The organism is Kribbella sp. NPDC050820 (assembly GCF_040653975.1).
Lineage (GTDB): Bacteria > Actinomycetota > Actinomycetes > Propionibacteriales > Kribbellaceae > Kribbella.
This window is the reverse complement of the sequence record NZ_JBFAHB010000013.1, coordinates 76,541-102,723: the sequence shown is the minus strand read 5'-3', so window position 1 is coordinate 102,723 and position 26,183 is coordinate 76,541. Positions and strand designations below refer to the sequence as shown.

General features: G+C 70.2%; 26 protein-coding genes. 13 read left to right on the top strand and 13 right to left on the bottom strand.

What is annotated here, in order from left to right:
* Nucleotides 1-11 precede the first annotated feature (11 nt).
* Complete coding sequence (locus tag AB0H36_RS14765; protein WP_360521944.1) at nt 12-560, top strand: hypothetical protein; 549 nt, start codon at nt 12-14, stop codon at nt 558-560.
* Here AB0H36_RS14765 and AB0H36_RS14760 read toward each other — a convergent pair.
* Nucleotides 557-1,105 (bottom strand): TetR/AcrR family transcriptional regulator, encoded by a 549-nt coding sequence (locus tag AB0H36_RS14760; RefSeq protein WP_360521941.1) that lies wholly within the window; start codon nt 1,103-1,105, stop codon nt 557-559. The two genes, AB0H36_RS14765 and AB0H36_RS14760, sit on opposite strands and share 4 nt — an antisense overlap.
* A 90-nt stretch (nt 1,106-1,195) precedes the next feature.
* Between AB0H36_RS14760 and AB0H36_RS14755 the strand changes: the two genes are divergently transcribed.
* Nucleotides 1,196-2,611, top strand: a complete 1,416-nt coding sequence (locus AB0H36_RS14755; protein ID WP_360521938.1) for an MFS transporter — start codon at nt 1,196-1,198, stop codon at nt 2,609-2,611.
* A 9-nt stretch (nt 2,612-2,620) separates the two neighbouring features.
* Nucleotides 2,621-2,944 (top strand): MmcQ/YjbR family DNA-binding protein, encoded by a 324-nt coding sequence (locus AB0H36_RS14750; protein ID WP_360521934.1) that lies wholly within the window; start codon nt 2,621-2,623, stop codon nt 2,942-2,944.
* 14 nt (nt 2,945-2,958) lie between these two features.
* Here the strand turns inward: AB0H36_RS14750 and AB0H36_RS14745 are convergent, their stop codons facing one another.
* The 4 genes from AB0H36_RS14745 to AB0H36_RS14730 form a co-directional block, all read right to left on the bottom strand.
* Entirely contained in the window at nt 2,959-3,630 is a 672-nt protein-coding gene (locus tag AB0H36_RS14745; protein WP_360521931.1) for a dienelactone hydrolase family protein, read from the bottom strand.
* Complete coding sequence (locus AB0H36_RS14740; protein ID WP_360521928.1) at nt 3,620-4,075, bottom strand: SRPBCC family protein; 456 nt, start codon at nt 4,073-4,075, stop codon at nt 3,620-3,622. Before AB0H36_RS14740 ends, AB0H36_RS14745 begins: the two co-directional genes overlap by 11 nt.
* A 30-nt stretch (nt 4,076-4,105) precedes the next feature.
* Nucleotides 4,106-4,489 (bottom strand): VOC family protein, encoded by a 384-nt coding sequence (locus AB0H36_RS14735; protein WP_360521925.1) that lies wholly within the window; start codon nt 4,487-4,489, stop codon nt 4,106-4,108.
* 66 nt (nt 4,490-4,555) lie between these two features.
* Nucleotides 4,556-5,788, bottom strand: a complete 1,233-nt coding sequence (locus tag AB0H36_RS14730; RefSeq protein ID WP_360521922.1) for a neutral zinc metallopeptidase — start codon at nt 5,786-5,788, stop codon at nt 4,556-4,558.
* 87 nt (nt 5,789-5,875) lie between these two features.
* On the opposite strand from AB0H36_RS14730, the gene AB0H36_RS14725 reads away from it, so the two are divergent.
* Genes AB0H36_RS14725 through AB0H36_RS14715 form a run of 3 tightly spaced genes read left to right on the top strand, consistent with a single transcriptional unit; the run spans nt 5,876 to nt 10,224 of the window.
* Nucleotides 5,876-7,567, top strand: a complete 1,692-nt coding sequence (locus tag AB0H36_RS14725; RefSeq protein ID WP_360521919.1) for a DUF885 domain-containing protein — start codon at nt 5,876-5,878, stop codon at nt 7,565-7,567.
* Nucleotides 7,564-8,763: a Maf family nucleotide pyrophosphatase gene (locus tag AB0H36_RS14720; RefSeq protein ID WP_360521916.1), complete on the top strand. Its 1,200-nt coding sequence runs from the start codon at nt 7,564-7,566 to the stop codon at nt 8,761-8,763. Before AB0H36_RS14725 ends, AB0H36_RS14720 begins: the two co-directional genes overlap by 4 nt.
* Nucleotides 8,764-8,772: 9 nt before the next feature.
* Nucleotides 8,773-10,224, top strand: a complete 1,452-nt coding sequence (locus AB0H36_RS14715; RefSeq protein WP_360521913.1) for an insulinase family protein — start codon at nt 8,773-8,775, stop codon at nt 10,222-10,224.
* On the opposite strand, the gene AB0H36_RS14710 is transcribed toward AB0H36_RS14715, so the two are convergent.
* Genes AB0H36_RS14710 through AB0H36_RS14700 form a run of 3 tightly spaced genes read right to left on the bottom strand, consistent with a single transcriptional unit; the run spans nt 10,221 to nt 12,365 of the window.
* Complete coding sequence (locus AB0H36_RS14710) at nt 10,221-10,580, bottom strand: hypothetical protein (RefSeq protein ID WP_360521910.1); 360 nt, start codon at nt 10,578-10,580, stop codon at nt 10,221-10,223. The two genes, AB0H36_RS14715 and AB0H36_RS14710, sit on opposite strands and share 4 nt — an antisense overlap.
* A 10-nt stretch (nt 10,581-10,590) precedes the next feature.
* Complete coding sequence (locus AB0H36_RS14705; RefSeq protein WP_360521907.1) at nt 10,591-10,791, bottom strand: acyl-CoA carboxylase subunit epsilon; 201 nt, start codon at nt 10,789-10,791, stop codon at nt 10,591-10,593.
* Nucleotides 10,788-12,365: an acyl-CoA carboxylase subunit beta gene (locus tag AB0H36_RS14700; protein ID WP_360521904.1), complete on the bottom strand. Its 1,578-nt coding sequence runs from the start codon at nt 12,363-12,365 to the stop codon at nt 10,788-10,790. The genes AB0H36_RS14705 and AB0H36_RS14700 overlap by 4 nt, the downstream gene beginning before the upstream one ends.
* Nucleotides 12,366-12,458: 93 nt before the next feature.
* Here AB0H36_RS14700 and AB0H36_RS14695 point away from each other — a divergent pair, with 93 nt between their 5' ends.
* Nucleotides 12,459-15,077, top strand: coding sequence for a hypothetical protein (locus AB0H36_RS14695; protein ID WP_360521901.1), 2,619 nt, complete (start codon nt 12,459-12,461; stop codon nt 15,075-15,077).
* Nucleotides 15,078-15,138: 61 nt separating this feature from the next.
* On the opposite strand, the gene AB0H36_RS14690 is transcribed toward AB0H36_RS14695, so the two are convergent.
* Nucleotides 15,139-15,621, bottom strand: a complete 483-nt coding sequence (locus AB0H36_RS14690) for an SCP2 sterol-binding domain-containing protein (protein ID WP_360521898.1) — start codon at nt 15,619-15,621, stop codon at nt 15,139-15,141.
* A 103-nt stretch (nt 15,622-15,724) separates the two neighbouring features.
* Between AB0H36_RS14690 and AB0H36_RS14685 the strand changes: the two genes are divergently transcribed.
* From AB0H36_RS14685 to AB0H36_RS14675, 3 genes are all read left to right on the top strand, one after another.
* Nucleotides 15,725-16,351 (top strand): TetR/AcrR family transcriptional regulator, encoded by a 627-nt coding sequence (locus AB0H36_RS14685; RefSeq protein ID WP_360521895.1) that lies wholly within the window; start codon nt 15,725-15,727, stop codon nt 16,349-16,351.
* Between the two features lie 100 nt (nt 16,352-16,451).
* Nucleotides 16,452-19,079, top strand: coding sequence for a phosphoenolpyruvate carboxylase (locus AB0H36_RS14680; protein ID WP_360521892.1), 2,628 nt, complete (start codon nt 16,452-16,454; stop codon nt 19,077-19,079).
* Entirely contained in the window at nt 19,079-19,888 is an 810-nt protein-coding gene (locus AB0H36_RS14675) for a biotin--[acetyl-CoA-carboxylase] ligase (protein WP_360521889.1), read from the top strand. Before AB0H36_RS14680 ends, AB0H36_RS14675 begins: the two co-directional genes overlap by 1 nt.
* 93 nt (nt 19,889-19,981) lie before the next feature.
* Here the strand turns inward: AB0H36_RS14675 and AB0H36_RS14670 are convergent, their stop codons facing one another.
* Entirely contained in the window at nt 19,982-20,110 is a 129-nt protein-coding gene (locus AB0H36_RS14670) for a hypothetical protein (RefSeq protein WP_360521886.1), read from the bottom strand.
* Between the two features lie 163 nt (nt 20,111-20,273).
* On the opposite strand from AB0H36_RS14670, the gene AB0H36_RS14665 reads away from it, so the two are divergent.
* Nucleotides 20,274-20,882 carry a PH domain-containing protein gene (locus AB0H36_RS14665; RefSeq protein ID WP_360521883.1) on the top strand — a complete coding sequence of 203 codons (609 nt, stop codon included), beginning with the start codon at nt 20,274-20,276 and terminating at the stop codon, nt 20,880-20,882.
* A 3-nt stretch (nt 20,883-20,885) separates the two neighbouring features.
* Here the strand turns inward: AB0H36_RS14665 and AB0H36_RS14660 are convergent, their stop codons facing one another.
* Complete coding sequence (locus AB0H36_RS14660) at nt 20,886-21,473, bottom strand: CGNR zinc finger domain-containing protein (protein WP_360521880.1); 588 nt, start codon at nt 21,471-21,473, stop codon at nt 20,886-20,888.
* Nucleotides 21,474-21,591: 118 nt separating this feature from the next.
* On the opposite strand from AB0H36_RS14660, the gene AB0H36_RS14655 reads away from it, so the two are divergent.
* Nucleotides 21,592-22,284, top strand: coding sequence for an MOSC N-terminal beta barrel domain-containing protein (locus AB0H36_RS14655; RefSeq protein WP_360521877.1), 693 nt, complete (start codon nt 21,592-21,594; stop codon nt 22,282-22,284).
* Nucleotides 22,285-22,311: 27 nt separating this feature from the next.
* Here AB0H36_RS14655 and AB0H36_RS14650 read toward each other — a convergent pair whose 3' ends face one another.
* Nucleotides 22,312-23,475 carry an acyl-CoA dehydrogenase family protein gene (locus AB0H36_RS14650; protein WP_360521874.1) on the bottom strand — a complete coding sequence of 388 codons (1,164 nt, stop codon included), beginning with the start codon at nt 23,473-23,475 and terminating at the stop codon, nt 22,312-22,314.
* A 124-nt stretch (nt 23,476-23,599) separates the two neighbouring features.
* Here AB0H36_RS14650 and AB0H36_RS14645 point away from each other — a divergent pair, with 124 nt between their 5' ends.
* Complete coding sequence (locus AB0H36_RS14645; RefSeq protein ID WP_360521871.1) at nt 23,600-24,937, top strand: UDP-glucose/GDP-mannose dehydrogenase family protein; 1,338 nt, start codon at nt 23,600-23,602, stop codon at nt 24,935-24,937.
* Here AB0H36_RS14645 and AB0H36_RS14640 read toward each other — a convergent pair.
* Nucleotides 24,934-26,154, bottom strand: a complete 1,221-nt coding sequence (locus AB0H36_RS14640; RefSeq protein ID WP_360521868.1) for an MFS transporter — start codon at nt 26,152-26,154, stop codon at nt 24,934-24,936. The two genes, AB0H36_RS14645 and AB0H36_RS14640, sit on opposite strands and share 4 nt — an antisense overlap.
* Nucleotides 26,155-26,183: the final 29 nt, after the last annotated feature.

Genomic DNA, 26,183 nt, shown 5'->3' with positions numbered 1-26,183 from the left:
AGGGGGTCGTCGTGACGCCGGCGGAGCAGGTCAGTTTGTGGCTGGCGCAGGGACGGGCAGCCGGGCGGGCTGTGGTGGTTGCCCGGTTGACGATTGCGGTGGCCGGTGCGGTGGCGTTGGTGGTTTCGGCCGTGCAGCCGTGGAATCAGCTGGACATGGTTCCCTTGGCGGGGATCCCGCTGCTGGTGGCGACGGTGGTGCTGCCGGACTCGCTGGCCGGGGTGATCTTCATGATCGTTGTCGCCGGTGGATGGCTGATCCGGGCGCCCGCCGAGGTGGGCTGGGGTGTGGTGCTGACCGGGATCGGCTTGCTGGTGGTGCATCTGGCGACCGCGTTCGCCGCGCAGGTCCCGTCGTACGCGCTCGTGCACCGGGACGCGCTCCGGCGATGGTGGTTGCCGGGGGCAATCGCTGTCGTGATCGTCCCGGTGGTGGCAGTCGCGGCCGCGCTGATCCAGGGGGCCGACGTCGCGGGCTCGATGCTGGTCACGGTCGCCGCGCTGCTCCTCGCCACGGCCGCGATCTGGTTCGCCGCCGGCCAGAAGGTCGGCCGGGACTAGGCCGGGTCGCCCAGGGTCGAGATGACTTCGTCGGCCCAGGGAACCGGTACGGCGGACGGGCCGAGGACCTGCATCGCGGTCATCACGGTGAGCAGCATGCCGGTGCCGAGGAACTCGCGCGCTTCGGTCGGGGATGCGCCGGTGAGGTCGCGGACCAGGCGGTAGATGCCGCCGAAGCGCTCGCGGACCACGTCGCCGATCGCGGGCTCGCCGCTGGCCGAGAAGCCGTGCAACAGGACCAGGAGTAGCTCCCGCTCGGCCAGGAAGGTCTCGTAGCGGCCGCCCAGGCTGGCCAGGGTCGGTTCCTCGGCCGCGGCCTCGCGGAAGGTCTGCTCGATCCGGTCGCACACGGACTGCAGCGCAGCCAGGAACAGCTGCTGCTTGGTGCCGAACAGGCGGATCACGTACGGCTGGGACACCCCGGCGATCCGGGCGATCTCGTCCGTCTTCGTCCCCGCGTACCCGGCCGCGCCGAACGCCTGCACCGCCGCCGCCAGCACCTCTTCACCACGCTCCGCCGCGGTCAATCGCACCCTCGCACCCATGCTCTCTCCCATCTGTTGGTTGACATGTTATCAGTGAATGCATACTTTGGGAGAGCTTGTTATCAGTCAATTACAACTAGGGGTGTGGGCATGACTTCGACCGCTCTCGACGAGAGGCTGGAACCGCAGGCGTCGCCGGGCCGCCGGTTCGGGCTGGGCGCCGTACTGACCGCGGTGGGGATCCCCACCTTCATGGTCACGTTGGACAACCTGGTCGTGACGAACGCGCTGCCGGTGATCAAGGCCGAGCTCGGCGCGTCGCTCTCCGACCTGCAGTGGTTCGTGAACGCGTACACGCTGGCCTTCGCCGCCCTGCTGCTGACCGCGGCCGCAATAGGTGACCGGCTCGGCCGCCGGCGGATCTTCCTGGCCGGCATCGCGCTGTTCACGGTGGCGTCGGCGGCCTGTGCGCTGGCGACCGAGCCGTGGATGCTGATCGGCGCCCGTGCGATTCAGGGCGTCGGCGCGGCCGCGGTCATGCCGTTGTCGCTGACGTTGCTGTCCGGCGCCGTACCCGAGAGGCTGCGTAGCGCCGCGATCGGCGCGTGGGGCGGCATCTCCGGTCTGGGTGTGGCGGTCGGTCCGGTCGTCGGCGGAGCGGTCGTCGACGGGCTGAACTGGCAGTGGATCTTCTGGCTGAACGTGCCGGTCGGCGTGGTCGCCGTACTGCTGGCCGCCCGAGTCCTTGGCGAGTCCAGGGGTACGGCGAAGCGCCTGGACCTGGCCGGGTTGGTCCTGGCGACGTCCGGCGTACTCGCGATCGTCTGGGGCGTCGTGCATGGCGCCGACGACGGCTGGACGTCCGGCGGTGTGCTCGGGTGGCTGATCGCCGGTGTGGTGCTGCTCGCCGGATTCGTCGCCTGGGAGCGGCGGAGCGCGGCGCCGATGCTGCCGCTGCGGTTGTTCTCGAACCGGGCGTTCAGCGTCGTGAACTTCGTGTCGTTCACGTTCTCCGTCGGTGTCTTCGGCGCGGTCTTCCTGCTCGCGCAGTTCTTCCAGGTGGTGCAGGGTTACAGCCCGCTGGAGTCCGGCGTCCGGACGTTGCCGTGGACGATGGCGCCGATGGTGGTCGCGCCGATCGCCGGGATGATCGTCGACCGGGTCGGTCCCCGGGTGCTGATCGCGACCGGCCAGGCGCTCCTCGCGGCCGCGCTCGGGTGGCTCGCGCTGATCACCACGGCCACGACCCAGTACGGCGAGATGGTGCTGCCGTTCGTCCTGGCCGGGATCGGGATGGGCCTGACCTTCGCGCCGGCGGCCAGTGTGGTGATGGCGAGTGCGCCCGACGCTGACCGTGGTGTTGCCTCCGGCACCAACAACACGATTCGCGAGGTCGGCGTCGCGATGGGGGTCGCCGTACTGGCCTCGGTGTTCGCCTCGGCCGGCTCCTACGAGTCCCCGGTCAGCTACACCGACGGCCTCGTCCCCGCAGTCTGGACCGGTGCCGCGATCGTCGCGGTGGGCACGGTCGTCGCCCTCCTCCTCCCTGGCCGCCGGCGCGCCTAGAGTGTCAGGGTGCTGGGTGCTGACGACGTACGACAGATCGCGCTGTCCTTCCCCGAGACGGTGGAGAAGCAGCGGTGGGGACACCCGACGTTCGACGTGGCCGGGCGGATGTTCATCACGATCCCGGACGACCAGACGTCGTTCGCGGTGCGGTGCCCCCGGCTGGAGCGGGACGAGCTGATCAAGGCGGAGCCGGAGAAGTTCTGGGTTCCGCCGCACGAGGCGGGTTCGAACTGGGTTCGGGCCCGCCTCGCCGCGCTCGAGGACGCCGACGAGCTGCGCGACATCCTGATCGACTCCTGGCGCCAGGTCGCACCCGACAACCTCGCCTGACCCACCGCCCACGCTCAGGTCGGGCGCGTGCCGTGGCGGACGTGTTCCTCGAAGAAGGCCAGCACCCGTTGCCAGGCGTCGGTTGCGGCCTCGGGGGCGTAGGTACGCCACTGGTCGTTGAAGAAGGAGTGCTTGGCTCCCTCGTAGACCTTCAGGTCGTGTGCGACGCCTGCAGCCGTCAGTTCGGTTTCGAGAATGCCGGCCGCCTTGGTCGTGAAGTCCTTGCCCGGCCAGGAGCCGACGACGGGACACAGTCGGCGGATCGCGTCTCGTGGCCTGGGTGCAGCGCCGTAGAACGGGGCAATCGCGCTCAGCCGGCCATCGGTGCAGGCCCAGGTCAGAACGATGGAGCCGCCGAGACAGAACCCGATGGCGCCGATGCGGTCGGCGTCGACGTCCGGATGGCTCGCCAGGTCTCCCAGGGCGTCCTTCAGCGAAGGAACGCCGTAGTGGTCGAGATTCCCCCTCATCGCGCCCACGAACATCCGGGCCATGCAGACAACCCGGCTTCGCCCCTGGAACAGGTCGACACCCAGGGCAGCGAATCCCTGGTCGGCGAATCGCCTGCAGATCTCCCGGATGTTGTCGTTGAGGCCGAATGCCTCATGGATCACGACCACGCCGGGGTGTGGGCCCACGCCGTCCGGCAGAGCCAGATACGCGCCGTTCATCGAGTCAGTCGTCATCAGCAGCCGCCGCGCCGGCTTCCAGGTACCGCTTGAGTCCCACCCAGTTCCGACGCTCCCAGGCCGGGCCGACCAGGGCCAGCACCGGGGTCATCACCCGCATCGGTCCGACCAGGCGCATGTCCCAGTCCCATCTCAGGCGCGTCCCGCCCTCCACCTCTGCGAACGTCAACGTGCCGTCGACCTGCAGGTACGACGAGCGCACCCTGTTGTGAAGCCGGCGCGGCCTGTCGTACTCCAGAACCTCGAGAACCATCTTTCCCCGGGCTCCCATCCCCTTGGGTTCGGCGACGAACCGTGCGCCCTGCCCCACTGGACCAGCGCTCACCTTCTCGGCGCGGATGATCCGGGGGTTGTACCTCGGCTCGTTCCGCTCGTCAGCGACCAGGTCGAACACCTTCTCGGCGGGTGCGTCGATCGTGACCTGTCCAGAGATGTGGGCCATCGCGGTCATCCTCTCGGCCTGGCCCGGACGTCAGGTGGCGCCGCCGTAGGGGACGGTGATGATCTCCAGCCAGTGCCCGTCGGGGCCTTCCCAGTAGAGGCCGCGGCCGCCGTCGCCGTGGTTGATCTCCTGCGGCTGCCGCTTGAACGGGTCGGCCCACCACTTGCGGCCGTCGTCGCGCAACCGGCCGAGGATCAGGTCGAACTCCTGCTCGCTCACCAGGAACGCGTAATGCTGGCCGTGGACCTCGCCCTCGGTGTCCATGAAGTCCAGGCTCGCCCCGTTGTCCAGCTTCAGCTCGGCAAACGGCCCGTACGCCCGCGCCTCCGGCAGGCCGAGGATCTCGCCGACATCGCGAGCCGCGGCCCACCGGTCCTTCACGTGCACGATCGTGTGGTTCAGCTCGATACTCATCAGGCCCCCGGATGCGGTCTCGGCGTGGTCACCACTGTGCACCCCGAGTCCGGCTCCCGTGAAGTGTCAGCTGACGTTGTTGGGTGACGCGGTGAAGGTGTTGCAGGTGGCCGGGTTGCCGGTCTTGAAGGACTGGCCCATGAACCGTCCCTGACTCGCCTTGCTGCCGTGGGTGCCCTCGTTCGGCTTGTCGCCGGCGGTGACGACCCACTTGTTCCACACCTGCAGCATCAGCCCGTTGATCGGGTAGCTGCGCTTGGTCACGGCGAGGAAGACCCCGGCGAAGCAGTTCGCCTGCAACTCGGTACGGCGATTCATCCGCAACCGCTCGTCGTACGACGAGGCGTCGTACTCCAGGTCGTGTGCGGCCTCCAGGATCCCGGTGATCTCCTGGACGTGGTGACCGTACTCGTGCGCGATCGAGCGGGTGTACCACATCCGCGAGTACGCCTTGGACTCCGCGTCCGGGTACTCCATGTAGGTCTTCACGAACACGTCGACCTTCATGTACATCGTCTGGTTCGTCGGGCAGTAGAACGGCACCGCGACCGGGCCGCTGCCGCACGGGTTGGAGTAGCTGGTGCCCGCCCAGTAGACCATCTTCGGCGACACGAACCGGTAGCCCGCCTTGGCGACCAGCGGCGCCCAGCCGCGGTCCAGGCAGGGCTTGACCGCGGCCCAGTAGGCGGCGGCGTTGCGCTGGTTGGTCGGGCGGACCCGGGGCTCGCGGCAACCCGTCGCGGCCATCTGGCCGGCCTTGTAGAGCCGGTTCTTCGCGACGACGTCGATCGCCTTCGGCTCCGGCGCCTCCGTGGTGGTGCTGGTCGGCTGCTCCGTCGGCTCGGACGTGGGTTCTCCGGTCGGCTCCGAGGTCGTGGTCGGGGACGGCGTGTACCGGCCCGAGCTCACCGGCGGCGTGTAGTCGTCGTCGGCGTCCTTGCTCACCTGGCTCCAGATGAACGCGCCGGCGACCGCGACCGCGAGCAGGCCGAGCACCAGGACCGCGGGGCCCTTGGACTTCTTCTTCGGCGGCTGCTGCGGCTGCCAGCCAGGCTGGAAGCCGGGCCCTCCCGGCGCGCCGGGACCGGGCGGTCCGAAGCTGGGTCCCCAGCCGAATCCCTGTCCCTGCTGGGGCGCGACCGACACCGGTGCGTACTGCGGCTGCCCGCCGTACTGGCCCGGTGGCGGACCGTAAGGCTGAGGCGGCGGGCCCGGCGGAGGCGCTGGCTGCTGGTACGGCGGGTACGGCGGGTACGGCGGGTTCTGGCCCTGCGGACCGCCGAACGGTGTCTGGCTCAACCCCGGTCCCTTCCTTGAACGGCGACGGCCACAGTATCGGCAGAAACAGGTCAGCCGACTCCGGCCCGCGGGGGTAGGGTCGGCCAGGTGACCGATGCCACCACACCGAGCAGCCCGATCGATCAGCTCTCCGAGCGGTACCTGGAGGAGCTCGTCGTGCTGTCCCCGACCGCGGCCACGTTCATGGGGATCGAGGGCCACGACCACGAGCTGCCGGACTACACGCCGGCCGGGTTCGAGGCGTTGATCGAGCTGACCCGGCGGTCGCTGGCCGAGGCGCGGGCGACGGCGACCGGCAGCCCGCGCGAGGAGGTCGCCAAGGACGCGTTCCTGGAGCGGCTCGGGCTGGACCTGGAGACGTACGAGGCCGGCGTGCCGCAGCACCAGCTGAACGCGATCGCCTCGGTCCCGACCGAGATCCGCCAGGTGTTCGACCTGATGCCGACGGCGACCCCGGAGGACTGGGAGACGATCGCCATCCGGCTCAACCAGGTCGGCACGACGCTCGACGGGTACCGCGAGACCCTGCTCGAGCAGGCCGGTCAGGGCAGGGTGTCGGCGCTGCGCCAGGTGAACGACCTGGCCGACCGGATCGCCAGCTGGACCGGCGCGGACGGCGACGACTTCTTCGGCGGGCTCGCCGCGCAGGCCCCGGACAGCCCGGTCAAGGCGACCGTGGAGGCGGCGTCCGCATCGGCGCGGAAGGCGTTCGAGCAGTTCGGCGGCTGGCTGCGCTCGGAGATCGCGCCGCGGGCTCCGGAGCGGGACGCGTGTGGTCGCGAGGTCTACTCGCTTGCCTCCCGCAACTTCCTCGGCGCCGAGATCGACCTGGAGGAGACCTACGCCTGGGGCTGGCAGGAGTTGGCCCGGATCGAGGCGGACATGCAGGCGATCGCGGCCGGCCTGAACGACGGCGACCGCAGCATCGAGGCCACGGCCGCGCTGCTGGACGACGACCCGGCCCGCAAGATCCACGGCAAGGAAGCGTTCCGGGACTGGATGCAGCAGTTGTCCGACCGGGCGGTGGCCGAGCTGGGCGGCACCCACTTCGACATCCCGGAAGAGATCCGCACCCTGCAGTGCATGATCGCGCCGACCTCGGACGGCTCGATCTACTACACGCCGCCGAGTGAGGACCTGACCACCCGGCCGGGCCGGATGTGGTGGGCGGTGCCGAGCGGCCTCGAGGACTTCGCCACCTGGCGCGAGGTCACCACCGTCTACCACGAGGGTGTGCCCGGCCATCACCTCCAGTGCGCGCAGACCATGCTGCGCACCGACCTGCTGAACCGCTGGCAGCGGATCGCCTGCTGGGTCTCCGGCCACGGCGAGGGCTGGGCCCTGTACGCCGAGCGCCTGATGGAGGAGCTGGGTTACCTCGAGGACCCGGGCGCGCGGTTCGGGATGCTGGACGCGCAGGGCTTCCGGGCGGCACGGGTGATCGTCGACATCGGCATGCACCTCGAGCTGGAGATCCCCGCGGACAACTCGTTCGGCTGGCGGCCGGGGGAGGTGTGGAACGCGGACCTCGGGTTCGAGTTCCTGCGGGCGCACTGCCGGATGGAGACCGAGTTCCTGAAGGCCGAGCTCAACCGGTACCTGGGCTGGCCGGGCCAGGCGCCGGCGTACAAGGTGGGCGAGCGGATCTGGCTGCAGGCGCGGGACGAGGCAAGGCAGCGGAAGGGATCCGCGTTCGACCTGCGCAGCTTCCACTCCGACGCGCTCGACCTCGGCTCGATCGGGCTCGACCCGCTGCGGCGCGCCCTGGCGAAGCTGTGAGCGTCCGGTTCGTGCTCGCGTCGGCGTCACCGGCGCGACTGAAGACGTTGCGCGGCGCCGGTGTCGAGCCGGAGGTGATCGTCTCCGGTGTCGACGAGGACCACGTGACCGCGGAGAGCCCGGGCGAGCTGGCCCGGGTGCTGGCGACGCTGAAGGCGCGGGCCGTGGTCGCCGATCTGACCGAGCACGCGACCGTGCTCGGCTGCGACTCGGTCCTCGAGCTGGACGGCGAGCCCTTCGGCAAGCCCGGTACGCCGGAGATCGCGCGTGAACGACTCCGGTCGATGCGTGGGCGGACCGGCGTACTGCACACCGGGCACTGCCTGATCGACACCGCCTCCAAGCAGGAGCTGCGCGAGCTCGAGTCGACGAAGGTCTACTTCGCCGACCTCACCGACGAGGAGATCGACGCGTACGTCGAGACCGGCGAACCGCTCGTGGTCGCCGGCTCCTTCACCGTCGACGGCCTGGGCGGCGCGTTCGTCACCGGGATCGAAGGCGACTACCACAACGTCGTCGGCGTCTCACTGCCGTTGCTCCGCCGGATGCTCGCCGAGGTGGGCATCAGCTGGCCGGCGCTCTGGAAGTCCTCCCCGCGGACCTCGTACGACGAGACCGAGGCCGCCCGGTACGACGACACCCGCGGCGGCGCCGTACGTGCGCAAGCTGCCGCGGATGCGATCGACTCGCTGCTGCCGAAGGGCGGCCGGGTCCTGGAACTTGCCGTCGGCACCGGCATCGTCGGAGCCGAGCTTGTTGCCCGCGGCAACCTCGTGCACGGGGTGGACCTGTCCACGGCGATGCTCAAGCACGCCCGCATCCGCCTGCCCGGCCATGTCGCGGCGGCCAACGCGGGCCAGTTGCCGATCGCGGACCGTCGGTGCGACGCGGTGGTCGCCATCTGGCTGCTGCACCTGCTGGACGACAGCGAGCCTGTGATCGCCGAGGTCGCCCGGGTGCTGCGCACGGACGGCGTCTTCATCACGACCACCGAGAAATCCGAGGCCAGCCGCTACGCGGACGGCCGTGGTCCCAACGACTCCCGGTCCCAGGACGCCCTCTCCCACCTGGTCGCCACGGCCGCCCGCCACGGCCTCACCCTGGACGCCGCGACGACCTTCCCCGGCCCACCCCGCACCTCCGGCCAACCCGCGCTCTACCCACTCGTCCGCTTCCGCCGCACCGTGACCGGCTAACGTTCGGCCGTGACTGAGTACATCGACGGCGTCCGGGTGCTGCGGCACAGCGGCACCCAGAACCACACCGACGTCACGCTGACCTTCGCGGTCGGCTCCCGGGACGAGACCCTGCGGACCGTCGGGGTTGCGCATCTGCTCGAGCACTTGGTGATGCACGCCGTACGCCACCTGCCGATCGAGATGAACGCCGAGGTCGACCTGATGACGACCACGTTCGTGGCGTCCGGGTCGGCGGCGCGGGTCGGGGAGTTCCTGTCCGGGTTGTGCCGCGCGCTCGCCGCGCCATCGGTCGAGCGGATGGCTGTGGAGGTTGGTGTGCTCGCGGCCGAGGACGGTCATGACACCCATCCGGTGGTGGCTCAGCTGCTGAACGTGAAGTACGGCGCCAGTGGCCCAGGCTTGGCGTGGTTGGAGGGTCCTGGGTACGACGGCCTGACTGCGGAGCACGTCACCGCGTTTGCTCGGACGTGGTTCGTCCCGTCCAACGCGGTGCTGCAGGTGACCGGTCCGTTGCCGGACGACCTTCGGCTCGAACTGCCCAGCGGCACAGTGCCTCCTCGGGACTACCCGGTCGGCCGGTCCTTCGACGGTCCGGTGGTGGTCGGGTACGGCATGCCGGCCGCCGGGGTCCTGCTCACGCTGCCGCCGGACGATGCCGTACGGCGTTCCACCCTGGCGATCGACGTACTGCGGCAGCGGGTCGAGGAGGAGTGCCGGCACGCCGGCGGGCACAGCTACGACATCGGATGCGATCTGGTCGGGACCGACTGGGTGGTGTACGCCGAGGCGCGCGAGGGCAGCGAGGAGGCGGTGTCCCGGGCGTTCGTCGAGGCACTGACCGACCTGGCCGAGAACGGCCCGACCGAGGCCGAGGTCGCGTTCCAGCTCGCGCGGTATCAGGAGCAACTCGACGCCGGCGAGCCCGAGCTCCGCCGGACTTTCGGGAACGCGATGGCGCGCAGGTTCGGTGAGCCTGAGCGAGAGGCAGTCGATCGCGTGGAGTTGGCGGGACTGCTGCCGGCCGACGTTGCCGCCGTACTGAAGGCCGCGCTTCCGGCCGCGATCGGCTACACGTATGAAGACGCTCCGGTGATCTGGGAGCAGGCCGGTTTCCGCCAGGAGTCGCTCTGCCCGGTGATCCCGGCGATGCCCGCCGGTCAGACGTTCAAGCCGCCGCTGACGGCGCGGGCCTTCGTCAAGGAGGCCCGCTCGATGCTGTGGGTGCGAACCGATACCGCACTCGTCCTGCGGGACGAGGACGGCGTGCACGAGATCAGCTGGGACGGGATCGCCGGCGTGATGCGGTCCGAGGACGGCCCGACCGTCGTACTCGGCCTGAACGGTTGTGCGATCCCGATCGGCGCCGGCATGTTCCGCGGCGCCGCCGGTCTGCTCACCGAGCTGTCCGAACGGGTCCCGCCGGAACTCTGGTTCGACGAGACGAAGCTCGACGCCTAAGCGGTCAGCCCGGACTTCTCGTCGAGCAACTGCAGAAGGTCGTGGGCAGCGAGCTCGACAGCTTTGTGCCGCCACTCGGAGGCCCGGTAGACCGAGGCGATCAGCGCGGTCCGATGGATCCGCCGAAAGTCCCCGATCACGAACCCGTACCGGGCCTTGGTCTCGTCCGACGGCCCGACCGTCAGCCCAAGATGCCAGGCCGCGTACTCCTCCCAGCTGTGGTTCTCCAGGTACGCGTTCTGGTCGTCCGCCCGGGGCTGCACCTCACCCCAGTCACTGTCCAGCACATACTGCCGCCCCTCGATCAGCCGCTTCGCCTGCTCGACAGCCGCCGGGTTGACCTCGTACTTGGCCATGCCCCCAGTGTTACGGGTGAGCCGACGCTCGCCAACGACCCGGGCCGGGATGGAAGGGCTGCCGGGCGTGTCGCCAGTACGTCGCCCAGTCGGACGCCCGGCCGGGCTCCGACGGTACGGCGGTGACCGTGGAGCGGGCTGCGATCACGGTGACGAGCGCGGCGAGCTCCTCGGGAGTGGGGTCGCCTTTGACTACCTGGAGGATGGTCACAACGGGATGTTCCCATGCTTCTTCGGGGGCAGGGTGTCGCGCTTGGTGCGGAGCAGGCGGAGGGCGCGGACGATTTCGGCGCGGGTCTCGCTCGGCTTGATCACCGCGTCGATGTAGCCGCGCTCGGCCGCGATGTACGGGTTCGCCAGGTGGTCCTCGTACTCGGTGATCAGCTGCTGGCGACGCGACTCGGCGTCGTCGGCCGCGGCGAGCTCCCGACGGTACAGGATGTTGACCGCGCCCTGGGCGCCCATCACCGCGATCTGCGCGGTCGGCCAGGCGATGTTCATGTCGGCGCCGAGGTGCTTCGACCCCATCACGTCGTACGCGCCGCCGTACGCCTTGCGGGTGATGACGGTGATCATCGGAACGGTCGCCTCGGCGTAGGCGTAGATCAGCTTGGCGCCGCGGCGGATGATGCCGTTCCACTCCTGGTCGGTGCCGGGCAGGAAGCCGGGCACGTCCACGAAGGTCAGGATCGGCAGGTTGAACGCGTCGCAGGTGCGGACGAACCGCGCGGCCTTCTCGGAGGCGTCGATGTCCAGCGTGCCGGCGAACTGCATCGGCTGGTTCGCGACCACGCCGACCGGGCGGCCCTCGACCCGGCCGAAGCCGACGATCATGTTCGGCGCGAACAGCGCCTGCACCTCGAGGAAGTCGCCCTCGTCCAGCACCGCCTCGATCGCGGTGTGCATGTCGTACGGCTGGTTCGGCGAGTCCGGGATCAGCGTGTCGAGCGCCAGGTCGGTCTCGGCCGGCTCCAGGTCGGCCTCGAAGTCGTAGGCCGGCGGATCCTCCAGGTTGTTCTGCGGCAGGTGCCCGACCAGCGCCTTCACCCACTCGATCGCGTCCTCCTCGTCGCTGCCGAGGTAGTGCGCGTTACCGGACTTCGTGTTGTGCGTCCGGGCGCCGCCGAGCGCCTCCTGGGTGACGTCCTCACCGGTGACGGTCTTGATCACGTCCGGCCCGGTGATGAACATGTACGACGACTCGTCCACCATCACGGTGAAGTCGGTGACCGCGGGGGAGTAGACGGCGCCACCGGCGCACGGGCCCATGATCAGCGAGATCTGCGGGATCACCCCGGAGGCGCGGACGTTGCGGCGGAAGATCTCGCCGTACAGGCCGAGGCTGACCACGCCCTCCTGGATCCGGGCGCCGCCGGAGTCGTTGATGCCGATCAGCGGGCAGCCGATCTTCATCGCCAGGTCCATCACCTTGACGATCTTCTCGCCGAACACCTCGCCGAGGCTGCCGCCGAAGACGGTGAAGTCCTGGGCGAACACGCACACCTGGCGGCCGTCGATGGTGCCGAACCCGGTCACCACGCCGTCGCCGTACGGACGGTTGCCGTCCAGCCCGAACGCGGTCGAGCGGTGCCGCGCGAACTCGTCCAGCTCGGAGAAGGAGCCCTCGTCCAGCAGCAGCGCGATCCGCTCCCGGGCGGTCTTCTTGCCGCGCGCGTGCTGCTTCTCCACCGCGCGCTCCGACCCGGCGTGCACGGCCTCGTCCAGCCGGTGCTCGAGGTCTGCGAGCTTCCCGGCCGTGGTGTGGATGTTCACCGTCTCTCCCATAATCGGGCAGCCTACGCGCCGGTACGCCGTACTGCCCTGTGACGTCCACCGCAACGCCGTGACTGAACCCGCACCCTCGGTAGGTTGCTCCGCGTGGCCGACCCGGTGCTGAACGACCTCATCCGCAAGATCAACCAGCTCGTCGTCGACGACACCGGCGGCCGGTCGATGGCGACCGGTGACCAGGTGCCCGGCGTGACCCGCGGCAACCAGCGTCGGCTGCTGCCGCTTGCGGAGAACCTCGACATCCCGGCCCGCCTCGCGCCGAGTCCCGAGGCGGTGGTCAACCGCGGCGACGGCGAGACGTACGACCAGCGCGTGGGCATCCGGGCCGCGCTGACCGAGGTGGTGGCGAGCTGCGCGAACACTCTCGAGCCCCCGAGTCCGCTGCCGGCGCCTGCCGACTCGTTCCACCGCAGCCGCCTCGGAATCGCAGTGAGCAGGGCGTATGCCGCCGCGGCGACGCCGAGGCTCGCACCACAGCTCTTCGCGAACGGGCGGGCCGACGACCTCGGCCGGTTCACGCAGCCGATCCTCGAGGGTGACGTCGCGGCTGCGCAGGCGCTGGCCCTCGCGATCGGGGCCCGGGTCAACCAACGTGACGACATGGTGCTGACCGCACTCGTCGGGGCCGGCCGCGGCGGCGTTGCTCCGGAGGCCGCCCGGATGGTGCTGGGCGTCACGCCGGGGTTCGCGACGCTGCCGGATGCCGAGCAGGAGGCCGCCGTACGGGCGTTCGCGCAGGACCTCGAGACGGGCTTCGCGGCGCGCGACCTGACCGGAGCCAGGTCCCGCAAACTGACCGAGGAGGTCGAGAACCGGCGTCAGGACATCGCCGCGGGAGCGGGCGCGGTCGACACGGCGCACCGGCTGGCCGCCACCGAGATCCAGAAGCTGCACGGGTTCCTGGACGAGTTGGACACGTGGCATCCGGCTCGGCGGGAGCGGGCGCAGAAGATCACCGGCGTGCAGCGGCCCGAGTCCGTCCACCAGTTGGTGGAACGCATCGAGCGGGAGGTCGGTGAGCTGACCGGCGCTCCGCGGTCCCGGTGGACCCGTGACGACGGGTCGCTCCAGCTCACTGACGACCAGGAGCACGCCCTGGCCAGGTTGGCCGAAGCCGTCCGGCTCCGGCCGGAGGAGGTGACGGCCGCCCGGGACGGGTTCCGGCAGGCCACCGCGGAGTTGGCCCGCATGGCCGTCCCGGACGAGTACGACTGGCGGTACGACGAGGCGGCCGCGAGTGTCGCGCCGCGGTTCCTCACACTCGAACAGGGCGTCAGTACGGCGTTTGCCGAGGACAACGTCAACGTGATCGTCGGCCGGACCCTCCCGGCCACGCTCGCGACGCAACTCCAGGGACCGCGGGAGGTGAGCCAGGACGGGCCTGCGGCTGTCGCGCGCGGGTTCGCCGCGGCCGTCGACGCGGCCAACCGGCGGCCGGCCGGCGAGACCCTTCGCCTGATGGCCGGACAGGGCCGGGCCGGGATGGCGATCGTGGCGGCGGAACGAATCGCGGCCGGAGTCCCGAACCTAGAGCGGCCCACCGCGGTCACGCTGATCGCCGAGGCGATCGACCAGAGCTTCGACGACCTCCCGCAGGTCCGGGACGCCCAGGCGTACGGCGCGGACGTCGCCCGGCTGGCCCAGTCCATGGCCGAGAACTTCGCCGAGGAGGCAGCCGAGGCCGCCGCGCCGCTGCGGCTGCAACCGGCGGCCGAGCGCCCGGCGAACATTCGTCAGCTGATGGAGCGCATCCAAGGCAGCGTCGGCGAGCTGACCGGCGCACCGGACTCCCTGTGGAACAACCAGTTCGAACTGATGCCGCAGGAAGCTGTCGCGCCGTCCGCCGAGGGCACGATGTACGTCGAGCGCAACGCCGACCTCGCGATGGTGCAACTGACCGATGGCGCGGACATGCCGCTCGTGGCGGCCCTGCGTGACTCCTCTGGCAACATCACTCGCGAGCAGTTGGCGGACGCGTACGAGGGCATCACCGCAGCCACCGCGTCGTACGCACAGTGGGCGGTGCCCGCCGGACAGACCCGCGAGGACGAGACGCGGGCGGAAGCGGACCCGCAGTACGGCGCGCTCGCGGCGTCGGTGCGGAACGCCTTCGTCGAGGACAACCGCGACGAGATCATCGACAGCGTGCTGCCGGCCGAGCTCGCGGACCAGGTGAAGTCAGCAGGGCCGTCGTACGTCGACTCGGCCTGGGCGCCGGCGGCGCGCGGACTCGCTCAGTCCATCGACGAGGCCACCGAAGCAGCGCCTGGCACGACGCTTCGGCTGTTGGCGGGACAGCCGCGCGCCGGGATCGCCTCGGCCGCCGCGGAGGCGTTGGTGGCCGACACGGATATTCCGGATGCCGACCGGCCGGCCGCCGTACGCGGGGCCGCGGATCGGATCGGGCACGCGTTCGGCAACCTCCCGGCTCAGCTCGCGGCCTGGCAGGAGGCGGGTACGACGGACGCCGACCTGGCGGCCAAGTCGTTCGAGTACGGGCAAGAACTGGGTATGGAGGCCAACGACCTGGTCCGCGATCGTGAGGACAGCATGTTCACGATCGCGGCGCCGGCCGATCCGCACCTGCGGTTCGCCAACGACCCGGCGGCGGCGCGGCCGGTCAGCGTCAAGGCGCCGGCGGCCGCTCCGGGAGCGAACCGTGGGACCGCCGAGTCCAAGCCCCGCGGTCTGGGCGAGCGCGGCTGACCAGCGGCTTCGAGCTGACCGGCGGCTTCGAGCTGATCGCGGCTTCAGGCCGGCCGGTGGCTCAGGCTGGGCCGACGGCGAAGATCTTGGTGAGGCGGGCGGCCAGGGCCAGGTCGCCGCGGACCGAGAGGCGTTGCTTGAGGACAGCCAGGACCGGGTCCTCGATGCCGGTGACGACGCGCAGCAGCGTGGCCGGGTCGGTGCGGATGGAGATGTCGGCGCTCTCGGGCCGATCGTCGAGCAGCCGGCACCGACCGTCGCTGACCCGGATCCAGAACTCGTCCACGTCCCCCGCGACACCGTTCCCGCCGGCCCCCGTGATCTGCCAGGCGACGACTGCGTCGAACCCGGCAGCCCGGGCGGGTCGGAGGTACTCCGGCATCCGGCGAAAGATCTCGCGCAACGCGACCTCCCGCACGCCCCCGATGAGCCGATGCCGAAGCTCCCGCTCCGACGTCCGGTCCACCAGCCGGGCGAGCTCACCCGCGTCGAGCGAGGTCAGGCCGTCGGACTCCAGCCAGCCCGCGCTGCCTCGCTCGGTCATGGCGACCTCCCCGAAGGTGTGGAGACCCGGGACCGGAGGAGCATTCCGGACCGGGTTCCTACCAGACCGTAGGAATTTCCTACGATCTGGTAGGTTTTGTCAAGTGGTGGAGGACTCCGAACCGCGCCGCCGGGCGGCCCATCTGGGCCCGGAGCGCCGGCGGCCGATGATCCTGGACGCCGCCCTGGGGGTCTTCTCCGAGAAGGGCTACGCCGGAACGACGATGCAGTCGGTAGCGGACGCCGCCGGGGTGACCAAGCCGGTCGTCTACGCCTCCTTCGCCAACCGCGACGAGCTCCTGCTGGCCCTGCTGGCCCGCGAGGAGCAGCACCTGGTCATCTCGATCGTCGCCGCGCTCCCGGCCGACCCGAGCGTCGGCACCCCCGAGGAGCACGTCCTCGACGGCCTGACCGCCTTCCTCACCACCGCCGCGCAGCACCCGCGGTCCTGGCGGATCGTCTTCGGAGCCCAGTACGGCGCCGCCCCTGTCGTCGCCGAACGCGTGCGAGCCGCCCGGGCGTTCCTGGTCGAGGGCCTGCGGCTGACCCTGATGAAGTCCCTGCCCGGCGTCACCGCCCCGGACGCGAACCTGCCGGTGCTGGCCGAGCTGCTCGCGTCGATGACCGAGGCCTGCGCCCGGATGCTCGTCGTCGACGGCACCGACCGGACCCCGGCGGAGCTGGCCAAGGTCGTCTCCCAGGTCGTCGGCGGCGGCTTCGGCAACGTCTGACCCGCCGTACTGGGAAGTAGCTCCAGACACGGTCACGATCAGGCTTCCAGCAGGCGGACTGGGCGGCGCGGGCGTGCGCCCGCCGATAGGGTGGGCGAACGTGACCGAGACCGGTAGTGAGACCCGTACCCGCGCGCGGTTCGAGGTGCCCGAAGAGCTTCGGGCCGACGTGCGCCTGCTCGGCGAGATCCTCGGCAAGGTGCTCGTCGAGTACGCCGGTCAGCCGCTGCTCGACGACGTCGAGAAACTCCGCGAGCTCACCATCGCCGGTGACGGCGCGGCGGCCGAGCAGCTGGTCGCGTCCTGGCCGCACGAGCGGGCCGAGGACGTCGCGCGGGCGTTCACCTGCTACTTCCACCTCACCAACCTGAGCGAGGAACTGCACCGCGCCCGGGTGCTGCGCGAGCGTGACCGGGTCGGGAACGCGCCGGTGGTGTCGGAGCTGGCCCAGGCGGTCGAGAAGATCTCGTTGGAGAGCGGCGAGCAGCAGGCCCGCGCGCTGCTGAACGGGCTGGAGTTCCGCCCGGTGCTGACTGCGCACCCGACCGAGGCCCGGCGGCGCGCCGTACTGGCGACCATCCGGCGGATCTCGTCCCTGCTGGAGGAGCGGTCCGACCCACGCGCCGGCGACAGCGAGCTGGCCGAGAACCAGCGCCGCCTGGTCGAGCAGGTCGACATCCTTTGGCGTACGTCGCAGCTGCGGACCAGCCGCCCGTCACCGCTGGACGAGGTGCGGTCCGCGATGGCGGTGTTCGAAGAGACCCTGTTCGATGTCGTTGGCAACGTGTATCGACGGCTCGACGACGCGCTGGCCGGTGACGCGGCCGGGACGAAGCTGCCCGTAGTCGCGCCGTTCGTCCGGCTCGGCTCGTGGATCGGCGGCGACCGCGACGGCAACCCGAACGTCACCGCGGCGATCACCCGCGAGGCCATGCAGATCCAGGCCGACCATGTCCTGCGGGCGCTCGAGCGAGCCACCGACGAGCTCGGCCGGGCGCTGACCCTGGACGCGGCGACCACTCCGCCGTCCGCGCCGGTCCGCCGCATCCTGGAGGACGCTCGCGCGGTCAACCCGGACCTGATCGCCGACATCGAAACCCGCTCGCCCGCCGAACCACACCGTCAGCTCCTGCTGCTTGCCGCGCGGCGGCTGGCGGCGACGCGCGCCCGGGACGCCGACTTCGGCTACCCGCGAGCTGCTGACTTCCTGCACGAGCTGAAGGTCCTGCAGGACTCGCTGGTCACCGCAGGCGCTCCACGGCAGGCGTACGGCGAGCTGCAGCAGCTCATCTGGCAGGTGAACTCGTTCGGCTTCCACCTGGCCGAGCTGGAGGTTCGCCAGCACTCGTCGGTGCACACCAAGGCGCTTGAAGAGGTGCTCGGCGGTGGTGAGCTCTCCGACCAGACCGAAGAGGTGCTCGCCACGCTGCGCGTGATCGGCCAGATCCAGCAGCGCTTCGGCCCCGAGGCATGTCGGCGGTACGTCGTTTCGTTCACCCGGAACGCTGGTGACCTCGCTGCGGTCTACGAGCTGGCCGACGCCGCGATGGACGGCCGGCCGATCGAGCTTGACGTCGTACCGCTGTTCGAGACCGGCGAGGACCTGCAGAACTCGGTGGAGGTGCTGGACAACGCGATCCAGCTCACCCGGGTACGACACCGGCTCACCGCGAACGACCGGCGCTTCGAGGTCATGCTCGGGTACTCCGACTCCGCCAAGGACGTCGGGCCGGTGTCAGCGACGCTGGCTCTGTACGACGCGCAGGCGCGGATCACTGCGTGGGCTCAGCGCAACGCGATCCGGCTGACCCTGTTCCACGGCCGCGGTGGTGCCCTCGGCCGTGGCGGTGGTCCTGCGAACCGCGCCGTACTCGCGCAGGCTCCTGGGTCTGTGTCGGGGCGCTTCAAGCTCACTGAGCAGGGCGAGGCGATCCCTGCTCGCTACGGCAACGCGGCCATCGCCCAGCGGCACATCGAGCAGGTGACTGCGGCGACGCTATTGGCATCCACTCCGGCTGTCGAGGAGCGGGCGGCCGCTGCGGCCAACCGGTTCTCGGTGGTGGAGAAGACCCTCGACGAGGCCGCGCGTACGGCGTACCACCAGCTGGTGAAGGCGGACGGCTTCGCGGAGTGGTTCGGCCGGGTGACTCCGCTGGAGGAGCTCGGTCAGCTGCCGCTCGGGTCGCGTCCTGCCCGCCGTGGTGTGGCGGTGTCGTCGCTGGAGGACCTGCGGGCGATCCCGTGGGTGTTCGCGTGGTCGCAGGCCCGCGTGAACGCGCCCGGCTGGTACGGCCTCGGTTCAGCGCTGGCCGCCGTCGGGGATGTCGCCGTACTGCGGGACGCGAACCAGAACTGGCCGCTGTTCCAGGTGATGCTGGAGAACGCGGAGATGTCGCTGGCCAAGACGGACCGGCGGATCCTCGGCCGCTACCTGGAGCTGGGCGACCGGTCGGACCTGACGCAGCTGATGCTCGACGAGCACGCCCTGACGACCGAGTGGGTGCTCAAGGTGCTCGACCAGGACCGCCTGCTGGCCGGACGGCGCGTGCTGGGCCGTGCAGTCGAGCTGCGCAACCCGTACGTCGACGCACTGAGCTACCTGCAGCTGCGTGCACTGCGGACGCTGCGGACAGACGACTCACTGGACGAGGAGCAGATCGTCCGGACCCGGCGGCTGCTGTTGCTGACCGTCTCGGGTGTTGCCGCCGGCCTGCAGAACACCGGCTGATGTTCAGCGACCTGGAACGGCCGCCGCTCGACGCGCGCTTCCTGAGTGGGCGGCTGGTACGACCCGGCTCGCTCTGGACGCAGATCGACGTACTGACCGAGACGGAGTCGACGAACGCCGTCGTGGCCGCTGCTGCGGCTGCCGGCGCTCCTGAGGGGCTGGTGGTCACTGCGGAGCATCAGTCGTCGGGTCGTGGGCGGCTGGGGCGTACGTGGACCACTCCGCCGCGGTCTGCGCTACTGACGTCGGTTCTGCTGCGTCCGACGGCTGTGCCTGCCGCACGGTGGCCGTGGCTCGGGTTGCTGGTCCCGTTGGCAGTGGCAGCCGCCGTACGACGGGTGGGGGAGATCCCGGCTCAGGTGAAGTGGCCGAACGACGTACTGGTCGAGGACCGCAAGCTGGCCGGCATCCTGCTCGAGCGCGTCGAAGGACCCGCGGCTGTGGTCGGTATCGGGCTCAACGTGACCCTGCGCGAGTCGGAGAAGCCGCATCCTGCTGCGACGTCGCTGGCGCTCGAGCATGCTGCGACGACTGACCGGGTGACCGTGCTGGCCGCCGTACTGCGGGAGCTTGCGACTCGCTACGAGGCGTGGCGCTCGGAAAACGGCGACCCGGAGACGATCCTGCCGGAGTACCGCGAGTACTCCGCGACGCTCGGGCGTCAGGTGCGCGTGGAGTTGCCGGACGGGACGTTCCTGGAAGGCACCGCACGCGATCTGGCCGACGACGGCCGGCTGATCGTCGACACCCCCGACGGCGTCCGACCGCTCGCCGCCGGGGATGTCACGCATCTGCGTACTAGCTCGTGAAGATCTTTGCCGCGGTGATGAGCGTCTGGATGACGCCGTAGCCGAGTAGTACGGCGACCAGCAGCCAGGAGATCACCAGGCGTGGGGTCTGGTTCATTTCGCCTCCTCCATCGTCGGCTCGGATCGCTCGTGGAACCGGGCGGCGACCGGGCGGATCAGCCAGCGGCTGTATCCCGGCGGAGCGACGGTGTGCTCCCGGTCGAGTACCGACAGGACGGCCATGGATGGCTCCCTTTCGCACCAAGATCAGCACTGCATGCTCGGGCGGTTACTCCTCGCGCATCTTGGCCCACTGTATGCATTTTGTGAAGTGTTGAACCACTGGGCGGAAAGGCGGTCGTGTCGGGACAGGACAAGCGAACCCGGGAACTGTGACACTGTGACCATGGCGATCTCGGCGAAGTTGTTGGGCGAGGACGAGTACGTCGTCGTCAGCACCCGGACGCACTGGAAGGCGCTGATCTTCCCGGTGTTCGTGCTGCTCGTGGTGGCGGGCGTGGGTGGTTTCGTGGCCGCGATCGTGCCGTCCGGCAGCCTGCAGACCCCGGCCCGGATCGCCGTCCTCGCGGTCGGGGTGGTGGTGCTGGTGACGTTCGCCGCGAAGCCGTTCCTGAACTGGTTCTTCTCCACCTACACGCTGACCAACCGCCGGCTGATCACCCGGCACGGCATCCTCACCCGGACCGGCCGGGACATCCCGCTGATGCGGATCAACGACGTCTCCTACGAGCACGGCCTGATCGACCGCATCCTCGGCTGCGGCACCCTCCACATCGAGTCCGCCGGCGAACGCGGCCAGGTCGTCCTGCCCGACGTACCCCACGTGGAGCACGTCCACCTGCAGATGTCCGACCTCCTCTTCGGCGGCCCCGAAGGCCGCCCCGGCGACGGGATCCTCGACAACGAGGAGCCCCCTGACCACATGCGCCGCCGCCCCCAGGCGGAGCCGGACGCCGAGACCCTCTTCAGCTCCGACGACAACGACCGCCGCTGACGGTTAGTGGTGGCGCTGGTAGTGACGGGCGACGCGGGCGCGGTTGCCGCAGGCGGTTGAGCACCATTCCCTGCGTGGGTGGTTCTTCACGAAGTACAGCACGCAGCTGGGCGCCTGGCAGGCCTTGAGCTGCAAGGGGTCCTCGCCGGTGAACAGCTGGATGGCCTCGGTGGCGATGGCCGACAGCGACCGCATCGCGGGACTCGCCGTACCGGCCGCGTGTTGTTCGAGGTGTCCCCGGCGAAGGCTGAGCTGGGGCCAGTTGCTGCCTGCGGTGACGGCATGGTTGACGTCCGCGACCGCCTGCTCGACGTCGAGATCCGTGGCGGCGGCCGACCGGGTGTCTTCGGTCAGCAAGGCGGCCAGTCGCCGTAGCGCGTCGCGGAGGGTTCGGTAGGCGGTGAGGTCGGCTGTGACCAACCGACCGGGAACCGCCGGGTCCGCCGCCGGGCCGAGCGCCGTCAGCCAGGAACGCAGGTCGCCGACGTCCACGAGCGCGTCGTACACGCCATGGCGGTCTGCCCAGATCGTGTTCATCAATCGCACCGGCGCCGGCTCGCCGGGCAATGGCAGGGCAAAACTGTGGCTCATCGTCACCTCCGGCTTCTAACGATACTTGGCCTTGTTCCCATTAGAAGATCATGGTTCACTTCTAATGCTAAGGCGTCTTCTAACACATTAGGAGATGTGATCGACGAGGAGGGCAGCTGTGTACGTCGAGGGGCTCTGGCGTTATCCGGTCAAGTCGCTGAGCGGCGAGGCGCTTGGCGAGGCCGGTCTGACCCGGGACGGGGTCGCTGGTGACCGGACCGTCCACGTCCGCGGCCGCCGCGGGCCGCTGACCGGCCGGACCCGGCACCAGTTGCTGACCGTTCCGGCCGCTACCGGACCCGACGGTGTGCCCTTGATTGCGGGTCATCCGTGGCACACATCAGCCGCGGCGGAAGCTGTACGAGCAGCAGCGGGACCGGACGCGGAGCTCGTCGCCTACACCGGACCCGAACGGTTCGACGTCCTGAACCTGCTGATCGCCACCGACGGGGCAGTCGCGGAGCTGGGCGCCGACGTCCGCCGGCTCCGTCCGAACCTGCTGATCGGTGGCGTACCGGCACGAGCAGAGGGTCACTGGCCGGGACACGCCCTGGTCATCGGCGAGGCGGTCATCGGCATCCATTCCACCCGCGGCAGGTGCATCGTCACTTCGATCGATCCCGACACCGGAGCCCAAGATCTCGACGTCTTCAGACGCATTCGTCACGACTTCGGTGGCGAGCTGGGCCTCAACGCCTGGGTGATCCGGCCGGGCCGGGTGCGGATCGGCGATCCGGTGACACTCGAACGCACCAGCGCCCGGCCGCACTCCGTCGGCGGATGGATCGTCGGCGCACCGTACGCCGGCTGACGAAGCCGACTGCCTCGCGGGCGACGCTCAGCCGAGGCCCTTCAGGAGCTGGCGGGCCATCACGATGCGCTGCACCTGGTTGGTGCCCTCGTAGATCTGGGTGATCTTGGCGTCTCGCATCATGCGTTCGACGGGGTAGTCGTGGGTGTAGCCGTAGCCGCCGAGGAGTTGGACGGCGTCGGTGGTGACCGCCATCGCAACGTCGGAGGCGAAGCACTTGGCGGCGGCGCCGAAGTAGGTGAGGTCGGCGTCACCGCGCTCGGAGCGGGCGGCGGCGGCGTACGTAAGCTGGCGGGCCGCCTCGGTCTTCATGCCCATGTCGGCGAGCATGAACTGCAGGCCCTGGAACTCGGCGATCGCCTTGCCGAACTGCTTGCGCTCCTGCACGTACCCGAGCGCGTAGTCCAGCGCGCCCTGGGCGATCCCGAGCGCCTGCGCCGCGATCGTCACCCGGGTGTGGTCCAGCGTCGCCATCGCCGTGCCGAAACCGGTGCCTTCGGCGCCGATCATCCGGGTGGCGGGGATCCGGACGTTGTCGAGGTACACCTCGCGGGTCGGCGACCCCTTGATGCCGAGCTTCTTCTCCGGCGCCCCGAACGAGACCCCCTCGTCGCCCTTCTCGACCACGAACGCGCTGATTCCCTTGGACCGCGCCGCCGGGTCGGTGACCGCGAACACGGTGTAGTAGTCGCTGACCCCGGCGTTGGTGATCCACCGCTTCACGCCGTTCAGCACGTAGTGGTCACCGTCGAGCACCGCGCGGGTCTTCATCGAGGCGGCGTCCGAGCCGGACTCGGGCTCGGACAGGCAGTAGGAGAACATCGCGTCGCCCGCGGCCACCGGCGGCAGGTACTTCTGCTTGACCTCCTCGGAGGCCGACAGCAGCAGCGGCAGCGAGCCGAGCTTGTTCACGGCCGGGATCAGCGAGGTGGAGGCGCAGGCCCGGGCCACCTCCTCGATCACGATCACCGTGGCGAGCGCGTCCGCCCCGGCGCCGTCGTACTGCTCCGGGATGTGCGGGGCGTGGAAGTCGGACGCCTTCAGCGCGTCGTACGACGCCTTCGGGAACTCGGCCAGCTCGTCCACGTCACCGGCGTGCGGGGCGACCTTGGCGTCGCAGACGTCGCGGACCGCCTCCCGGATCGCCTGGTGCTCCTCGGACAGCGCGTACAGCTCGAAAGAGTTACTCACGAGTTGCACTGTACGACGAACTCCGCGCGAGCGGAGGGCGTCGTACGCCGAAAGTGACCAAGAGCGCACGGGCCGGACAAGTGCCGGTCACCGGCTGATAACCACGATGGGTAGAGTCCCCGACATGAGTGAAGCGACCTCCCGCCCGCTGCGGATCGCCGTGATCGGCACCAGCTACCTCGGCGCGAACACCGCGGCGGGGATGGCCGAGTTCGGTTTCGACGTGATCGGCGTCGAGATCGACGAGCACCGGCTGAAGCTGCTGAACGACGGCAAGGCGCCGCTGTACGAGCCCGGACTGGACCCGCTGCTGAAGAAGCACGTCGAGTCCGGGCGGCTGCGGTTCACCAAGGACTACCGCGAGATCGCGGACTGGGCCGACGTGCACTTCATCGCGGTCGGCACCCCCCAGCTCGAGGGCAGCGAGGCGGCCGACCTGTCCCAGGTCAACTCGGTCGTCGACATGCTCGCCCCGCTGCTGACCAAGCCGACCCTGGTGGTCGGCCGCTCGACGGTCCCGGTCGGCACCTCGCAGCACGTCGAGCAGCGCTTCCACGCCGAGTCCCCGGCCGGTACGGCGGTCGAGATCGCCTGGCAGCCGGAGTTCCTGCGCGAGGCGCACGGCGTGGACGACACGCTGCACCCGGACCGCCTGGTGTTCGGGGTCGAGTCCGCGACCGCCGAGGCCCGGCTGCGCGAGGTGTTCGCCACCCCGATCGCCGAGGGGTCGCCGGTCGTGGTCTGCAACCGGCCGACCGCCGAGCTCGTGAAGGGCGGCGCGAACGCGTTCCTGGCGACGAAGATCTCGTTCATCAACGCGCTCGCCGAGATGGCCGACGCGACCGGCGCCGACGTGACCCAGCTCGCGGACGCCCTCGGGTACGACAAGCGGATCGGCCGCGGCATGCTCAACGCAGGCCCTGGGTACGGCGGCGGTTGCCTGCCGAAGGACCTGCGCGCCTTCATGGCCCGGGCCGGTGAGCTCGGCGTCGAAGAGGTGATCACGCTGTTGCGCGAGGTGGACGACATCAACCACCACCGCCGCGCCCGGATCGTCGACCTGACCCACGAGGTCCTCGGCGCGGAGTGGGTCGGCCGGAACGTCACCGTCCTCGGCGCCGCGTTCAAGGCCGGTACGGACGACGTCCGCGACTCGCCCGCCCTCGACATCGCCGGCCGGATCCAGCTGCACGGCGCCAACGTCACGGTCTACGACCCGGAGGCGATGGAGAACGCCCGCAAGGTCCGCCCGACGCTGCGGTACGCCGCGTCCGTGCTCGAGGCCTGCGAGGGTACGCACGCCGTACTGCATCTGACCGAGTGGCCCGAGTTCCGTGAGCTGGACCCGGTGAAGCTGAAGGAGGTCGTGGACAGGCCCGCGCTGGTCGACGCCCGCTTGCAGCTGGACTCGAAGCGGTGGCGCGCGGCCGGCTGGACCTACCGGGCGCCCGGCAAGCCCTAAGCGACGGTCGCGGTGCGCAGGACGGGTCTCGTCAGTACGACGAAACCCGTCAGCGCCGCCGCGACCGAGATGAACAGGCAGACACCGGTGATGCCGAAGCCGTCCACGTCCGCGAGCGTGCCGAGGACCGGGTTCATCACCACGAGCGCCAGGTTCTGACACAGCACCACGACCGACTGCAGCCGGGACTGGTACTCACGCTCGACCGAGTTCATCAGCAGCGGCAGCACGTGACCGGTGAACGTCCCGACGCCGATCCCGCTGAGCACACCCGCGGCGAAGGCCAGCGGCAGCGGCTCGAGAACCGCCAGGCCGAGCAGCCCGACCGCGGCGACGAGCAGCCCCACCGCGGCGAAGATTCCCGGCCGTGGAAACGCTCCGCGCATCAGGATGCGCAGCGCGATCACCCCCACTCCGAGACTCCGGCTGGCCACCAGCAGGCCCGCGGTCGCCGCGTCCCACCCGTGCGACCGGGCCAGCAGCGGGAACAGCAGTGCGTCCAGCGGCATCAGCAATCCGGCCGCCACCGTCATCATGATCAGCAACGCCCGGGTCAGCGGCCGCCCGAACGCCACCTTGATCCCGGCCGCGATCGACCGGATCATCCCGGTCGGCATCTGTCCGGTCGGGGTCATCGTCTTCCCGAGCAGAACCAGTACGACGATCATCACGCCGAAGGTCAGCGCGTCGAAGGCGGACGCGGCCGCCAGCCCGCCCCAGCTGACCAGAACGCCGCCGACCGCCGTGCCGCTGACCGCGAAGACCACACCGGTGACCTGGAAGCTGGCGAGCGCCCGCGGCACCTGCTCCGGCGGGACCAGCAGCCGCGGCATCGAGCGGGACGACGGCAGGAAGAACGCGTCGATCACGCCGACCACCAGGGCGAGGCCGAGCAGCAGCCAGACCGGCTCCCCGACCGCGAGCGTGGCCGGGACCAGGGCGGCCGTCACGGCGAACATCGCCGTACAGCTGACCAGAAGGACGCGTGGTGCGCCGAACCGGTCGCCGACGGCGCCGCCGACCAGCAGCAGGGCGGCACGAGGCGCGGCGGCGAGGAGCAGGACCAGTCCGGCGACCTGGCCGCCGTGTTGGCTGGCCGACCATCCGATGGCGAACGTCATCGTCAGGTCGCCGAGCAGGGACACGGCAGCACCGAACAGCCAGATCCAGTAGCGGACCGGGATGCGCTGCGTATCCGATTCAGCGGGCGGAGTCACGATCAAGGACCTTAGACGACGTCGGTTGG